General features: G+C 46.0%; 15 protein-coding genes and 6 tRNA genes. 20 read left to right on the top strand and 1 reads right to left on the bottom strand.

Annotation, left to right across the window (positions count from 1 at the left end; translation table 11 throughout):
• Nucleotides 1-148 precede the first annotated feature (148 nt).
• Nucleotides 149-814: an SdpI family protein gene (locus tag ICL55_RS18495; RefSeq protein WP_188099923.1), complete on the top strand. Its 666-nt coding sequence runs from the start codon at nt 149-151 to the stop codon at nt 812-814.
• Between the two features lie 80 nt (nt 815-894).
• On the opposite strand, the gene ICL55_RS18490 is transcribed toward ICL55_RS18495, so the two are convergent.
• The gene (locus ICL55_RS18490; RefSeq protein WP_188099921.1) at nt 895-1,341 is read right to left on the bottom strand and encodes a hypothetical protein; all 447 of its coding nucleotides are present in this window, start codon (nt 1,339-1,341) and stop codon (nt 895-897) included.
• Nucleotides 1,342-1,449: 108 nt separating this feature from the next.
• Between ICL55_RS18490 and ICL55_RS18485 the strand changes: the two genes are divergently transcribed.
• The 19 genes from ICL55_RS18485 to rpoB all read left to right on the top strand — a co-directional run bounded on the left by ICL55_RS18485 (nt 1,450) and on the right by rpoB (nt 15,592).
• Complete coding sequence (locus tag ICL55_RS18485; protein ID WP_188099919.1) at nt 1,450-2,202, top strand: XRE family transcriptional regulator; 753 nt, start codon at nt 1,450-1,452, stop codon at nt 2,200-2,202.
• A 505-nt stretch (nt 2,203-2,707) separates the two neighbouring features.
• Nucleotides 2,708-2,905, top strand: coding sequence for a 30S ribosomal protein S21 (gene rpsU / locus ICL55_RS18480; RefSeq protein WP_168871833.1), 198 nt, complete (start codon nt 2,708-2,710; stop codon nt 2,903-2,905).
• A gap of 89 nt (nt 2,906-2,994) precedes the next feature.
• Complete coding sequence (locus tag ICL55_RS18475; RefSeq protein WP_246496430.1) at nt 2,995-3,933, top strand: tyrosine-type recombinase/integrase; 939 nt, start codon at nt 2,995-2,997, stop codon at nt 3,931-3,933.
• Nucleotides 3,934-4,096: 163 nt separating this feature from the next.
• On the top strand, nt 4,097-4,396 hold the full coding sequence (locus ICL55_RS18470; RefSeq protein ID WP_078667073.1) for an HPF/RaiA family ribosome-associated protein: 300 nt from the start codon (nt 4,097-4,099) through the stop codon (nt 4,394-4,396).
• 235 nt (nt 4,397-4,631) lie between these two features.
• Nucleotides 4,632-4,705, top strand: a tRNA-Thr gene (locus tag ICL55_RS18465).
• Between the two features lie 73 nt (nt 4,706-4,778).
• Nucleotides 4,779-4,864, top strand: a tRNA-Tyr gene (locus ICL55_RS18460).
• Nucleotides 4,865-5,052: 188 nt separating this feature from the next.
• Nucleotides 5,053-5,125, top strand: a tRNA-Gly gene (locus ICL55_RS18455).
• Between the two features lie 15 nt (nt 5,126-5,140).
• Nucleotides 5,141-5,212 (top strand) — tRNA-Thr (locus tag ICL55_RS18450).
• 120 nt (nt 5,213-5,332) lie between these two features.
• Nucleotides 5,333-5,412 (top strand) — tRNA-OTHER (locus ICL55_RS18445).
• Nucleotides 5,413-5,486: 74 nt separating this feature from the next.
• Complete coding sequence (gene tuf, locus ICL55_RS18440) at nt 5,487-6,674, top strand: elongation factor Tu (protein ID WP_168871835.1); 1,188 nt, start codon at nt 5,487-5,489, stop codon at nt 6,672-6,674.
• A gap of 102 nt (nt 6,675-6,776) precedes the next feature.
• Nucleotides 6,777-6,850, top strand: a tRNA-Trp gene (locus ICL55_RS18435).
• 97 nt (nt 6,851-6,947) lie between these two features.
• On the top strand, nt 6,948-7,145 hold the full coding sequence (secE, locus tag ICL55_RS18430) for a preprotein translocase subunit SecE (RefSeq protein WP_168871836.1): 198 nt from the start codon (nt 6,948-6,950) through the stop codon (nt 7,143-7,145).
• A 4-nt stretch (nt 7,146-7,149) separates the two neighbouring features.
• Nucleotides 7,150-7,716, top strand: a complete 567-nt coding sequence (nusG, locus tag ICL55_RS18425) for a transcription termination/antitermination protein NusG (RefSeq protein WP_078667076.1) — start codon at nt 7,150-7,152, stop codon at nt 7,714-7,716.
• A 167-nt stretch (nt 7,717-7,883) separates the two neighbouring features.
• The gene (locus ICL55_RS18420) at nt 7,884-9,068 is read left to right on the top strand and encodes a transglutaminase domain-containing protein (protein ID WP_188099915.1); all 1,185 of its coding nucleotides are present in this window, start codon (nt 7,884-7,886) and stop codon (nt 9,066-9,068) included.
• Nucleotides 9,069-9,300: 232 nt separating this feature from the next.
• Nucleotides 9,301-9,744, top strand: a complete 444-nt coding sequence (rplK, locus tag ICL55_RS18415; RefSeq protein WP_143307800.1) for a 50S ribosomal protein L11 — start codon at nt 9,301-9,303, stop codon at nt 9,742-9,744.
• A 43-nt stretch (nt 9,745-9,787) separates the two neighbouring features.
• Complete coding sequence (gene rplA, locus ICL55_RS18410) at nt 9,788-10,477, top strand: 50S ribosomal protein L1 (protein WP_188091675.1); 690 nt, start codon at nt 9,788-9,790, stop codon at nt 10,475-10,477.
• Between the two features lie 57 nt (nt 10,478-10,534).
• Complete coding sequence (rplJ, locus tag ICL55_RS18405) at nt 10,535-11,062, top strand: 50S ribosomal protein L10 (RefSeq protein ID WP_188091674.1); 528 nt, start codon at nt 10,535-10,537, stop codon at nt 11,060-11,062.
• A 128-nt stretch (nt 11,063-11,190) separates the two neighbouring features.
• Nucleotides 11,191-11,562 carry a 50S ribosomal protein L7/L12 gene (rplL, locus tag ICL55_RS18400; protein WP_188099912.1) on the top strand — a complete coding sequence of 124 codons (372 nt, stop codon included), beginning with the start codon at nt 11,191-11,193 and terminating at the stop codon, nt 11,560-11,562.
• 220 nt (nt 11,563-11,782) lie between these two features.
• Nucleotides 11,783-15,592: a DNA-directed RNA polymerase subunit beta gene (rpoB, locus tag ICL55_RS18395; RefSeq protein ID WP_168871840.1), complete on the top strand. Its 3,810-nt coding sequence runs from the start codon at nt 11,783-11,785 to the stop codon at nt 15,590-15,592.
• Nucleotides 15,593-15,616: the final 24 nt, after the last annotated feature.

Here is a 15,616-nt window from a genome sequence, read left to right as displayed (position 1 = left end):
TATTAGTATTCATTTATTCAAATTTTATCCCCACTTTCAATTTTCCTAACTTTGATACAACATATCCGAGGGGCCATCTGTAGTATATAAGCGAATGGAAATGAAGGAATAAGAAAAGAGTGAATGTTCATCTTTAAACCATCATCCCATGAAACAGACCAAAGCTTCGAAGGAAATATTTATCCTGGCTTTGTTACTCCTGCCCATGGCTTATCTGGCCATCATCTGGAACAGCCTTCCTGCAGTAATTCCAACCGACCAGAGCGTGTCTGAACAGGCTGAAGGCAGAACTGCTTTTCTGTTGCTGATGATTTTCCTGTTTGTGACCAATGCATTGATCTATGCGTTGTTCCGTTTTATTCCAAAAACGGAGGAAGACAGTCCCGCGCTGGCCAATGTGGAACAGCGTGAATTCTACCGGATTCGTTTCATCATACATACTTATCTGGCATTATTTACCTGCATCATTATTTTTATGGTGAGCCAGGCACGGCCTTTTGCGATGGAACGCTGGGCATTTGTGGGAGTGGGTTTGTTGATTGCTGCGATAGGACTATATTTGTGGAAGCTGCAGCTGGAACCGAACCACTACGTGGGCGTGCGAACGCCCTGGACATTGCAGAACAAGGATATCTGGAGGGAGACCCACCGCATGGCCGGGACCCTTTGGGTGAGTGCCGGAGTAGTGATGATGATTGCAGGTTTTTTTCTGTCGCTTGTTACCGGGGTGTTCCTGATCTTCTTCGCGGCGATTGTATTGGCAGCACTGCCGTACATTTATTCGTTCCGGTTATATAACAAGGACAAAGGATAAGGTTATTCATAGTGGTCAATCAATAACAAAAAGAAAATGGCGGTCAACTGACCGCCATTTTCATGTGTAATACGTTGTGCTTAGTACCAGTTTGCACCTAAAGCCTGACGGAAAGGCCAGGGAATGAGTGCCAGTATCAGAATAAATGCGATCCCGTAGAATATAAGGGCCAGCTTGTGTTTCTGGGCATCTGAGGTTGCTTTTTTAACTTTGGATTTACCGATATGCACCAGGGCAATGGCAATCACAGCCATCAGGGTATGTTCTACCGTGAAAAAGCGAGCAACAGGATCCTTCATGGCAGCGCCCATGTTAGCGAGTCCGGCTTTTGCTTTTTCGCTAAATACAAAATATAACAGCAGTCCCACCAGCAGCTGAATATCACAGAAGATCATGAAGAACAGTCCCGCTTTATTGTCGGCCACTGTAAAGGGTGTTTTTCCGGATACGCCTTTAAAGGCGCGGATTACTGCCCAAAGCCCAGCTAATACGATTGCCCATCTCAGAATGGAATGTAGATGTACCATAACAAGTTGATTTTACCGGGCAAAAATAAGCGAAGCGGCTTGAATATATTTGGTATTTTATAAAATTATTTGCTAATTTTGTTAGCAAGGTACTAAATTATTTAGGTTATGTCCGTAGTATGCCAGAATTTAAAATATCTGCGTAAGCAAAAAGGCTGGACGCAACAGGAGTTTGCAGACAAACTGGGCATCAAGCGTTCCCTGCTGGGTGCTTATGAAGAAGAACGTGCGGAACCTCGTACGGAAGTACTGGAACAGGTAAGTGACATGTTCCGGGTTTCCATTGATGATTTGCTTCGCCGTGACCTGGGCTCCCAGAAAGACAGTTTCCTGGAAAAGCGCCGCCAGCAAAAGCTGGGCAACGCCCGTCAGGCTATCCAGTTTGTGCCGGTAAAAGCTGCTGCCGGTTACCTGGCCGGTTATAATGACGACGAGTTTATCGAGGAACTGAATACGTTTACCCTCCCCATGCTGGGCGCAGGCGACTACCGGGCTTTTGAAATTGCCGGGGATTCCATGTTGCCCGTTCCTTCCGGCTCTGTGATCGTTTGTCACAAAGTAGACGGATGGGAGGAGATTAAAAACAACGAAACTTACGTGGTGGTGACCTCCCGCGAAGGCATTGTCTTCAAAAGGGTGCTGAAAAGCAACCGCGCCAAGTCCAGGATCACACTGGTATCAGATAACCCCCAGTTTGAACCTTATCCGGTAGAGATGGAAGAGGTACTGGAATTGTGGCAGTCGGATGCGGTCATCAGCAAATCCAACCAGCAGAGCCGCATGAGTGTTAACCATCTGGCCGATATGGTCAGCCACCTTCAGGACCAGGTCAGCCTGCTGAAAAAGAAAATCAAAGACTAAGACGGAAATCACGGACAACCGTATGGGGCCGGTGGTTATGGGCCATTTGCTTCATGCCTGCACGTCCCTGGAAGTAAGCCGGATGAGAAGGGTTTCCCGTTTGCGTTCGGATGCTGCTGCCGTTGGGCCGTTCAGCTCCCGCTGGAATGTCAGGGATGGAGGCAGTGGCCACCGGTGAGTTCCGGTTACCGCTTACCAAAAGGGCTGTTGCTGACAACAGGCAAATGGAAGGCTGGCCGGGCTAATGGAAGGTGGACTGCATTGGCTGAATGTCGGTTGCTGTACCAATAGCTAACTTCCCGTATACAGTCCCGGCTTAAGACAGCGGTCCTGTTTTTATTGGCTGGAAAAGCTTTTTCTCCGGGTTGTAAGCCCTTCATTTCCCGGTATTTAAAGCCGGTATTTAAAAGGGGAGAAGAAAAAAGAAAATCAAAACCTGTTTGGTTTTTGTTTTTATAAAATGTTGTGTTATCTTTGCATTCCTAAAAAATAAGAGGCAAAAATTATGTTGATCATTGATTCTAAAGATTGCGAAAACATAGACAAGGCGCTTAAAAAATATAAAAAGAAATTTGAGAAAGCACGTATCCTGCTGCAACTCAGATCACGCCAGTCTTTTACTAAACCATCTGTTAAACGCCGTACAGAGGTGTTGAAAGCTGTTTATAAACAACAGCTGGCCAGTGGTAAATTGGAAGCATAATATGTTGTAGCCGTCACTGGCTTACCAACTCAAAATATTTGATGATTGTAAGGTTATTTAATAACTTTACAATCATCAATCTTTTTGCGTTGAACGAAGTACTATATTCCTTAGCCGAGCGATTCATCTCCTACATTCAGCTCGAAAAGCGATACTCAGAGCACACCTGCACCGCTTATCGCAATGATCTCCTTCAATTTTTTGATTATACTACGGCTGCCTATGGTCAAGTGACCATTGGAGACATTACGCATGTCATGGTGCGCAGCTGGTTGGCCGGCCTCATGGAAGATGCCATGACAGCCAAGAGCGTGAACCGCAAAATCTCCACCCTGAAATCCTTCTTCAAATTCTGTATACGCCAGGAGCTGCTGCAACAGACTCCCATGGCGAAGGTCGTTGCGCCCAAAATCAGCCGCCGCCTGCCCGGATTTATCGATGAGAAAGGAATGAAGGCGCTGGAAGATAACCGCAGCCCCGCATCGGTGACCACTCCCTTTATATTTTCCGACGACTTTGAAGGGGAGACCCACCGACTGATATTTGAGATCTTTTATCAGACAGGCATTCGTTTGTCGGAGCTGATCTCCCTGCAGGAATCCCGGGTAGATAAAGGCAACCTCTCGATCAAAGTAATGGGAAAAGGAGGGAAGGAGCGTATCATCCCGATCAGCAGCAGGCTTAGCACGCAGATAACTGCTTATATGGAGCAGAAGCGTCGCGAACTGGAAGAGTTTGAGCCGGGCGTATTGCTGGTGCATCCCCATAGCGGTCAGCGGCTGTATCCGAAGTATGTATACCTGATGGTGCGCAAGTATCTGACGGAGCATGAAATCACCACGTACAAGAAAAAAAGCCCGCATTTGCTGCGGCATACTTTCGCTACACATCTTACTAATAACGGGGCCGACCTGAAGGCCGTCAAGGACCTGTTAGGCCACGCCAGTCTCACGTCTACGCAGATTTACACGCATACGACCATTGAGCAGTTGAAGAAGGTATATCAGCAGGCGCACCCGAAGGCTTAGTGCAATATTTTTTCATTTTAACAAAATATTACGCGTTAGAATAGCATTGAATTACAAAAGTGAGTATATTTAATACAGAAGTTCTTTCACAACCAAGAGAATGCCTATGACCATAGTTTACACACTATAACCTAGATTGTTAAATATTTAAAAAATTAGTGCTATGAACGTTCAAATTCAAACTGTGCATTTTGATGCTGATTCAAAACTGATTGATCACGTGAATAAGAAACTGCAGAAACTGAACACTTTTTATGACCGGATTGTCAGTGTGGATGTATTTTTAAAATTGGATAATTTAGCGCATCAGGTTAAAGATAAAATTGCCGAAATAAGAGTACGAATTCCCCGCCAGGACCTCTTTGTAAAGCATGAATCCAAATCCTTTGAAGAGTCCTTTGATCTTGCATTTGATTCCTTAGTCAACCAGGTAAAACGACAAAAGGAAAAGAAATTTCAATAATTTTTTAAAATAATTTTGGAAATATTAATCTCTTTGCTACCTTTGCCATCCCGATTCAAAAAGAGGGTCGGTAAAGGTAGCAAAGTTCTTTATGGTAGGGCGTTTTCAGGGAGACAGATAAATTTTTAAATATTTGTAACAAACTGAAAAAAAGATTTTGAGATTTGAAAAAATCGCTTAATTTTGCGCTCTCTTTCAACGAGTTACTTTTTTGAAAGAATGTTTTTTGAAAGATGCCAGCATAGCTCAGTTGGCCAGAGCTACTGATTTGTAATCAGTGGGTCGGGGGTTCGAATCCCTCTGCTGGCTCATCAAATTTTGATATTTAGCTATTTTAAAATTTTTAAATTTCAAAATAACCAAATTTCGAAATTTCAAAAAAGGGCAGGTTCCAGAGCGGCCAAATGGGGCGGACTGTAAATCCGCTGTCTTTCGACTTCATAGGTTCGAATCCTATCCTGCCCACCAAAACGGCTTGTTCCGCTTTTGCGCCTAGCAGAGGCGGAACAATGTTGTTGAGTGGAAGGTGAGAATAATTCTCGAGTTGATTGACAGATTTTCCCGGTGCCTGTGATACAACAGCCTTTTATGTTCTTTAATTTATTCAGGAGGATTCAGTCAGCGTGATTACCTTGCTGTCCTGAATTGTCCGGTATGCGGGAGTAGCTCAGTTGGTAGAGCGACAGCCTTCCAAGCTGTAGGTCGCGGGTTCGAACCTCGTCTCCCGCTCGCATATAATTTCAAGCTGTTGTAGCTCAGGGGTAGAGCACTTCCTTGGTAAGGAAGAGGTCGAGAGTTCAATTCTCTTCAACAGCTCTTTTGAATTTTAGAAGAGAAGCATCGCGGTCGCAGTGAGATCACTTCGCCACTACATACACTCCATAAAATTCGGATTTCGGATTCGAATTTGTTAATTCTGCACTCCGAAATAAACTTAGCGTTGTAGCTCAATGGCAGAGCATCCCACAATTTTTACTTTATCGGGAAGGACATGAGTTCAATTCTCATCAGCGGTACAAGTTTGTAAAAAGCCGTTTTTTTAAAACAACTATCAATACAATCTTTACAAACCATCTAAAAAGAAAATACAATGGCAAAAGAAACCTTTAAGCGGGATAAACCCCACGTAAACATTGGTACCATCGGCCACGTGGACCACGGTAAAACTACCTTGACTGCTGCCATTACCACAATTTTGGCAAACAAGGGTCTGGCAGAGAAAAGAGGCTATGATGAGATCGATGCTGCTCCTGAAGAAAAAGAAAGAGGTATCACTATCAATACAGCTCACGTAGAGTATCAGACAGCTAACCGTCACTATGCTCACGTTGACTGCCCTGGTCACGCTGACTATGTGAAAAACATGATCACCGGTGCTGCCCAGATGGACGGTGCTATCCTGGTGGTTGCCGCTACAGACGGTCCTATGCCACAAACAAGAGAGCACATCCTGCTGGCTCGCCAGGTAGGTGTACCTCGTATCGTTGTTTTCATGAACAAAGTTGACCTGGTTGATGATCCTGAGCTGCTGGAACTGGTAGAGATCGAGATCCGTGACCTGCTGACTTCCAATGGTTTCGACGGTGATAACGTTCCTGTTATCCAAGGTTCTGCTACCGGCGCTCTGGCTGGTGACGACAAATGGATCGGCGCTATCGACCAACTGATGGAAGCGGTTGACTCTTACATTCCGCTGCCTCCTCGTCCGGTTGATCAGGACTTCCTGATGTCCGTAGAAGACGTATTCTCTATCACAGGTCGTGGTACCGTTGCTACAGGTCGTATCGAACGCGGTCGTATCAAAGTTGGTGAGAACGTTGAAATCGTAGGTCTGCAGGAAGAACCACTGAAATCTACTTGTACAGGTGTTGAAATGTTCAAAAAACTCCTGGACGAAGGTGAAGCTGGTGACAACGCTGGTCTGCTGCTGCGTGGTATTGAGAAAAACCAGATCCGTCGTGGTATGGTTATCTGCAAACCAGGTTCCATCACTCCGCACACTGAATTCAAATGCGAAGTTTACGTACTGAGCAAAGAAGAAGGTGGCCGTCACACTCCATTCTTCAACAAATACCGTCCTCAGTTCTACTTCCGTACAACTGACGTAACTGGTGAAGTTGAACTGCCTGCAGGTGTTGAAATGGTAATGCCTGGTGATAACGTTACACTGACTGTAAAACTGATCCAGCCTATCGCTATGGATAAAGGTCTGAAATTCGCTATCCGCGAAGGTGGTCGTACAGTAGGTGCCGGTCAGGTTACTGAAATTATCAAATAAGTATTTCTAAAATACTAAAAGCCATTAGCTTCGGCTATTAAATGTCAGGATTTATTATTATATTTGCTGACTGCTGAAAGCTCAAAGCTAATGGCTTTATACACGGGTATGGTGCAACGGTAGCATACGGGTCTCCAAAACCTTTGATCTGGGTTCGAATCCTAGTACCCGTGCCAAGGTTAATTAAATGGTTGAATTGTTATTATTAAAAAATAAACAATTCAACCATTTTTAGGCTTTAATCAATTGACCATAAATCGTTAACTTTACAGAATGAATAAGATCAGAAACTACTTCCGCGAGTCTTATCATGAGTTGGTCTACAAAGTATCCTGGCCTACCTGGCAGGAACTGCAGTCCTCCACCATGGTCGTGTTGATAGCAACCCTCTTTGTTACAGCACTGGTTTGGGGAATGGACGCCGCTTCCAATTTTGTGTTGGCACACTATTACGAAATTTTCAAAAAATAAATAAATGGATGCAACCAATATTCCTGCACAGGAAACAAAGTGGTATGTACTCCGCGTTGTTAGTGGCAAGGAAAAAAAAGTGAAGGAGTACCTGGATATTGAAGTGCGCCGATCTGATTGGGGTAACGTAATCACTCAGGTATTTCTGCCGGTAGAAAAAGTATATAAAGTGCAGGCTGGTAAAAAAGTAATGCGCGAAAAAAACTTCTATCCCGGTTATGTGATGATTGAAGCCATAGATGGTAAAATGACAGACGAAGTGATTCAGGCCATCCGTAACGTGTCTGGCGTTATTCACTTCCTGGGCAAGGAAAAACCCATTGCACTCCGTAAAGCCGAAGTCAACAAAATGTTGGGTAAAGTAGATGAACTGAGCGATCAGGGCCTCACCATGAGCGAACCATTCATCGTCGGCGAAACCATCAAAATCATCGACGGTCCGTTCAACGACTTTAACGGCGTGATCGAAGAAGTAATCGAAGACAAAAAGAAACTGAAAGTAACGGTGAAAATCTTTGGCCGTGCCACCCCTGTGGAACTCAACTTCATGCAGGTGGAAAAATTAGCATAGTTACTGTATCAAATAATTTTTATAAAAAGCGTTCCGGTTCCGGAGCGCTTTTTCATTTTGATATTTCGATATTTTGTTATTTTGATAACCTCTTTATCTGAAGATCTTGTTCCAAATGTCGAAATTCCTACATCCCTAAATCAATATCCAAATAACAAAATAACAAAATGAAAAAATTGCTTTGCGGTGTGGCCGGCTGCCTGTTGTTGCTGTCCGCCTCAGCCCAGCAAAAAAAACCTGCTGTAGCCACTGTACCCGCTATCACCTATGCTTCCATCCCTGATTCCGTAACCGGTACACCCGCTACCATGGCGGCCTGGCTGGTATCCCATACGGAGAACAAAACAGCCCTCCTGCGCTCCCTGTATGCCTGGATGTCTTCTCATATTAATTATGATGTGGTCAACACGTTCCAGCCGGGTTATTATAAGGACACAACAGACGCCATTCATAAAACCCTGCAGACAAGGGTCGCCGTGTGTGAAGGATATGCCTCGCTATATATGGATGTGGCCCGCCGCGCCGGTATCCCCGCAGTACTGGTGTCCGGTTATCCGATGACCAATGGTAAACCGGATAATGCCAGTCACGCCTGGGTAGCCGTTCAGCTGGACAATGAATGGAAGATGATCGATCCTACCTGGGGTTCCGGTTCGGTCAACAATAATAAATACACAGCCAGGCTCACGTGGAGGCATTTCCTTGTTGAACCGCACGAATACCTGAAAACGCATGTGCCCTTTGATCCGTTGTTCCAGTTTTCCGAATACCCGCTGCGGCATGATGAGATCCGTGATGGTAAGTGGGGTGGGGGAACCGACCAGCCGGTATTTGTGTTCCGGGATACCCTGGCAGCCTTTAATAAGATGTCGCCCATGGCCAAAGCGGAGAATATGGCCGCGAGGATCGGGCGTTTTGGTGTCACCAACCAGCTGACTTCTGTTGAACTGACTTACTTGGTAAACCTGGTGACCGTGGAGCGGCAGAATGCCGGTATTATGGAGCAAAACCGGGTGGCCGACCAGATCAACGAGTGTAGCCGCTTGTATAACCGGTTGACCAACAGCTTCAATGAATATGTGAATTTCCGCAACAAGCAGTTCTCTCCGGCCAAACCTGATCAGGAGATCCGGGAATGGGTGGATGGTATGTCGCGGCAGTCGGACGAAGTAGAGCGGAAAGCGCGGAAGCTGAGTGTAACGGATCCGGGCAATCGACGGGTATTAATGGAAGTACTGGAAGCGAATACGCAATTGAAGCTCCGTATTGCGGATGAGCAGGCTTTCGTGGGTAAATATATTAAGACAGGGAAGATGTTCCGGAAGTCATTGTTTTATAAAGTGAGCTTTTAGGTGTACTTTTGCGTTTCTCCCGGATAATAAGGTTTTTTTGGTGGGAATGCAATGGATTTGTAAAAAAAAGGTTTCTGTTAGCAAAAAGGATGCCCAAATTCAAATACTTTTTGGCATTTTCATATTATTATTTACCTTTGCATCCCCTTTAAAAGGTTATTTTCAGTTCCTTTTAGTTTTGGGAGTTCTCTGTACTGCAGAGGGCGTTTTAACCAAATAAATAACATAAGTAATGGCAAAAGAGATCGCAACGTACGTGAAATTGCAGGTAAAAGGCGGCCAGGCCAACCCTGCACCTCCGATTGGTCCTGCACTGGGTTCCAAAGGTGTGAACATCATGGAGTTCTGCAAACAGTTCAATGCCCGCACCCAGGATAAAATGGGTAAAGTATTGCCTGTATTGCTGACCGTTTACACTGACAAATCATTTGACTTCGTAATTAAGACTCCTCCGGCACCGGTACAGCTGCTGGAAGCTGCTAAATTGCAAGGTGGTTCTAAAGAGCCTAACCGTAACAAGGTGGGTAAAGTGACCTGGGCACAGGTTGAAGCGATTGCGCAGGATAAAATGCCTGATCTGAACTGCTTCACTCTGAACAGCGCTATGAAAATGGTAGCTGGTACTGCTCGTAGCATGGGTATTACTGTAGAAGGTAAAGCTCCCTGGGAAAACTAATTGGTTCACCCTGTTAAGGCAGGAACTTTAAATCATTTTGACAATGGCAACTAAAAAGAGAAAAGTAGCGCAGGCTAAAGTTGATAAAAACAAGGCGTATACGCTGAAAGAAGCATCTGCTTTAGTAAAAGATATCAACTGTACTAAATTCGACAGCTCTGTCGATTTACATATCCGCTTAGGCGTTGATCCTAAGAAAGCAGACCAGGCTATCCGTGGTTCCGTAACGCTTCCCCACGGTACTGGTAAAACAAAGAGAGTTTTAGTGCTCTGCACACCTGACAAAGAAGCTGCCGCTAAAGAAGCTGGTGCTGATTTCGTAGGTTTGGACGAGTTTATCACTAAGATTGAAGGTGGTTGGACCGATATCGATGTTATCGTCGCTACTCCTGCCGTGATGCCTAAAATCGGTAAACTGGGTAAAATCCTGGGTCCCCGCAACCTGATGCCAAACCCGAAAACCGGTACTGTTACCAACGACGTAGCTGCTGCTGTGAACGAAGTGAAAGGTGGTAAAATTACCTTTAAGGTAGATAAAGCTGGTATCATCCACGCTTCTATCGGCCGTGTATCTTTTGCAACTGATAAAATTGAGCAGAACTCTCAGGAGCTGATCAACGCTATCATCAAGCTGAAACCAGCTACTGCAAAAGGCACTTACCTGAAAGGCCTGTCCATGGCTTCTACTATGAGCCCTGGTATTGCAATCGACACTAAATCTGTTCAAAACTAATTGATCACGCGTGTGTAGCCTTATCTGCAAGGAGGGGCTTGCTACAAACGGTAAAATATGAATAAAGATCAAAAAAATGAAGTGATCGAACTGCTGAAAAGCAAGTTCTCTCAATATAGCAACTTCTACATCACGAACACCGAATCATTAACGGTAGCGCAGGTGAACGACCTGAGGAAGACTTGCTTCAATAAGCAGGTGGAAATGAAGGTGGCTAAAAACACCCTGATCCGTAAAGCACTGGAATCTCTGGACAGCGAGAAATATGCTGGTATCTTTGATTCCCTGCACGGTGTAACTGCCCTGATGTTCTCTGACAGCCCGAAAGAGCCGGCTCTGATCATCTCCAGCTTCCGTAAAGCAAACAACAAACTGGAAAAACCAGTACTGAAAGCAGCATTCGTTGCAGACGAAATCTTCGTAGGTGACAACCAGCTGACTGCCCTGACCAACATCAAGACCAAAAACGAGCTCATCGGCGAAGTTATCGGTCTGTTGCAATCTCCTGCAAAACGCGTTATCGCTGCTTTGCTGGAAAAAGGCAAGAAAGAAGGCGCAGTGGAAGAAGCTCCTGCTGCAGAATAATATGGAATTTAGTTATTTGGTCATTTAAATATTTAAATAATCAAATATCAAAATTTCACAATAACAATGGCTTCCAAGTCACAATATAATTAACAAACATTACAAACATTACATTAAAACATTATAAAATGGCAGACGTAAAAGCATTAGCCGAACAATTAGTAGGTTTAACTGTTAAGGAAGTACAAGAACTCGCAGACGTACTGAAAAACGAGTACGGTATCGAACCAGCTGCTGCTGCGGTAGTAGTTGCTGCTGCTGGCGATGGTGCTGCTGCAGCTGAAGAAAAAACTGCGTTCAACGTAGTACTGAAATCTGCAGGTGCTTCCAAACTGAACGTTGTTAAGGTTGTAAAAGACCTGACCGGTCTGGGTCTGAAAGAAGCGAAAGAACTGGTTGACGGCGCTCCTAAATCTGTGAAAGAAGGCGTTAGCAAAGCAGAAGCAGAAGATCTGAAAGCTAAGCTGACTGAAGCAGGTGCTGAAGTTGAAATTCAGTAATTCTTTGCTTAGTATACATCTTTTAAAGGTCAAAAGTGCCCATGGTACTTTTGGCCTTCTTCCCTTTGGGAAAGTGTCTTTTTCAGAGAGTCAAAACGGGGAAATCACCCAAGGTGACTTTGACCATGTGCAGAAGGCATATCTTAAATTAGGATGGATATTGGTAAAGAAATCTTAATTTCCCTAATTCTTACAAGTCATATAACTGCTAACTTCGAATATGTCTCTAAAAAAAGCCCAAACAAGCGAAAGAGTAAATTTTGGAAAGATCAAACAAGTTACTGAGACACCGGATCTGTTGGCTATCCAAATCCAATCTTTCAAGGATTTCTTCCAATTAGAAACCACACCAGACAAACGAAATAACGAAGGCCTTTTTAAAGTATTTAAGGAGAACTTCCCGATTACGGATACCCGCAACATCTTCAATCTGGAGTTCCTTGATTATTTCGTAGACCCTCCGCGCTATACCATTGAGGAGTGTATTGAACGTGGGCTTACCTACTCTGTACCGTTGAAGGCGAAACTGCGTCTCAGCTGTAATGATGAGGAGCATGTGGATTTCCAGACAATTGTGCAGGACGTGTTCTTAGGTAACATTCCCTACATGACCCCAAGAGGTACTTTCGTTATTAATGGTGCTGAGCGCGTAGTTGTTTCCCAACTGCACCGCTCTCCTGGTGTATTCTTTGGTCAGTCTGTTCACCCGAACGGAACGAAGATCTACTCTGCAAGGGTGATCCCGTTCAAAGGGGCCTGGATGGAGTTTGCAACCGACATCAACAACGTGATGTATGCTTACATTGACCGTAAGAAGAAGTTCCCTGTTACCACCCTGCTGCGTGCCATCGGTTATGAAACCGATAAGGACATCCTGCAGCTGTTTGGTATGGCTGATGAAGTAAAAGCAGACAAGAAAAGTCTTGATAAATATGCCGGCAAAAAGCTGGCTGCCCGTGTTTTAAGAAGCTGGGTGGAAGACTTTGTGGATGAAGACACCGGTGAAGTGGTAAGTATCGAGCGTAATGAAATTATGCTCGAGCGTGACAGCATCCTGGACGAAGCGAATATCGAGACCATCGTGGACATGGGCCTGAAAAGCGTTTTCGTACAGAAAGAAGAGGTGAGCGGCGATTTCTCCATCATCTACAACACATTAAATAAGGATACATCCAACTCCGAGCTGGAAGCCGTTCAGCACATCTACCGCCAACTGCGTGGTGCCGATGCGCCGGATGATGAAACAGCAAGGGGTATCATCGATAAATTATTCTTCTCCGACAAACGTTATGACCTCGGAGACGTAGGCCGTTACAAAATCAACCGGAAACTGGGTCTGTCTACCCCGCTGGACATGAAAGTGCTGACGAAAGACGACATCATTTCCATCATTAAATACCTGGTACAGCTGACCAACGGTAAAGCAGAGATCGACGATATCGATCACCTGAGCAACCGTCGTGTACGTACCGTGGGTGAACAACTGTACGCTCAGTTTGGCGTTGGTCTGGCCCGTATGGCCCGTACCATCCGCGAACGTATGAACGTACGTGACAACGAGGTGTTTACGCCGGTAGACCTGATCAATGCGAGGACCCTGTCTTCCGTGATCAACTCCTTCTTCGGTACCTCCCAGCTGTCACAGTTCCTCGACCAAACCAACCCGCTGTCTGAGATCACGCACAAACGTCGTATCTCCGCTCTCGGTCCCGGTGGTCTGAGCCGTGAAAGAGCAGGCTTTGAGGTGCGTGACGTTCACTATAGCCACTATGGCCGTCTGTGTACGATCGAAACACCGGAAGGTCCGAACATCGGTCTGATTTCTACCCTTTGCGTACACGCGAAGGTGAATGAAATGGGCTTCATCGAAACGCCTTACCGCAAAGTAAACTCCGGTAAGGTAGATATGCAGAAAGTTGAGTTCCTGAGCGCTGAAGAAGAAGATACCGTGAAGATCGCACAGGCCAATGCTCCGCTCGATGACAAAGGCAACTTCCTCAATGATAAAGTAAAATCCCGCGAAACCGGTGACTTCCCGATCCTGGACAAACAGGAAGTGGAATTCATGGACGTAGCGCCTAACCAGATCGTAGGTCTGAGTGCTTCTTTGATTCCGTTCCTCGAACATGATGACGCCAACCGTGCGTTGATGGGATCAAACATGCAACGTCAGGCGGTGCCGCTGCTGAACCCGGAAGTGCCCATCGTGGGTACCGGCCTCGAAGCAAAGGCAGCACGCGACTCCCGCCTGCAAATCACCGCAGAAGGAAAGGGCGTGATCGAATTCGTGGACGCCAAAGAAATACATGTTCGTTACGAGCGTGACGAGCTGCAGAAACTGGTGAGCTTCGAAGATGATCTGGTGATCTATAACCTGACCAAATTCGTTAAAACCAACCAGAGCACCTGTATCAACCTCAGACCTTGTGTTAAGAAAGGTCAGCGCGTGGAAATCGGCGACTTCCTCACAGAAGGTTACGCTACCCGCGGTGGTGAGCTGGCACTGGGCCGTAACATGAAAGTGGCCTTCATGCCATGGAAAGGTTACAACTTTGAGGATGCGATCGTAATCTCTGAGCGTGTAGCACGTGAAGACCTCTTTACCTCCATCCACATTGACGAGTACGAACTGGAAGTACGTGACACCAAACTGGGTGAAGAAGAGCTGACCCCGGATATCCCGAACGTGAGCGAAGAGGCTACCAAAGACCTCGACCAGAACGGTATCATCCGTGTGGGCGCCCACATTAAGGAAGGTGACATCCTGATCGGTAAAATCACGCCGCGTGGTGAATCTGATCCTTCTCCTGAAGAGAAACTCCTCAGAGCGATCTTCGGTGATAAGGCTTCTGATGCGAAAGACGCTTCCCTGAAAGCACCGCCATCTACAGAAGGTGTGGTGATCGACAAGAAGCTGTTCAGCCGCGCTAAGAAAGATAAAAACTCCAAGACCCGTGAAAAAGCGGCCATCGAAAAACTGGAGAAAATACACCAGAAGAATACGGAAGACCTGCTGGAAGTGCTGATGAGCAAACTGCTGGTACTGCTGAAAGACAAAACGTCCCAGGGTATTACCAACACTTACGGTGAAGTACTGATCTCCAAAGGTTCCAAGTTCTCCCAGAAAAACCTGGTGAATATTGATTTCATGAACGTGAACCCGCTGGGTTGGACCACCGACGAGGTGACCAACGACCAGATCAATACCCTGCTGCACAACTACAACATCAAGTACAACGAAGAGCTGGGCCGTTACAAACGTGAGAAATTCAACATCTCCATTGGTGACGAACTGCCTGCCGGCGTACTGAAACTGGCGAAGGTATACCTGGCCAGCAAACGTAAGCTGAAAGTAGGGGATAAGATGGCGGGCCGCCACGGTAACAAGGGTATCGTAGCAAGGATCGTGCGTGACGAAGACATGCCGTTCCTGGCCGATGGTACACCACTGGACATCGTACTGAACCCGCTGGGCGTACCTTCCCGTATGAACCTCGGACAGATCTACGAAACCGTACTGGGCTGGGCCGGTCTGAAATTGGGTATGCGTTTCGCTACTCCGATCTTTGACGGTGCTACTACTGAAGAAATAGCCAATTATATCAACGAGGCAGGACTGCCGAGCTTCGGCCACACTTACCTGTATGATGGTGAGACCGGCGACCGCTTCCACCAGAAAGCTACCGTGGGCGTGATCTACATGCTCAAACTGAGCCACATGGTGGATGACAAAATGCACGCCCGTTCTATCGGACCGTACAGCCTCATCACGCAACAGCCGCTGGGTGGTAAAGCCCAATTCGGTGGTCAGCGTTTTGGTGAGATGGAGGTGTGGGCACTGGAAGCTTACGGTGCAGCCAACATTCTGCAGGAACTGCTTACCATCAAATCCGATGATATCGTTGGTCGCGCCAAAGCCTATGAATCCATCGTTAAAGGTGACAACATCCCGAAAGCCGGTGTGCCTGAATCCTTCAACGTATTGATCCATGAATTGCGTGGTCTGGGTCTTGATCTGAAATTTGACTAAGAGCTTTTAGCTACCAGCCATTAG

Source organism: Chitinophaga varians (assembly GCF_014529945.1).
In the GTDB taxonomy this organism is placed as follows: domain Bacteria; phylum Bacteroidota; class Bacteroidia; order Chitinophagales; family Chitinophagaceae; genus Chitinophaga; species Chitinophaga varians.
The sequence above is the reverse complement of the archived record's forward strand: the minus strand, read 5'-3'. Positions and strand labels throughout refer to the sequence as shown.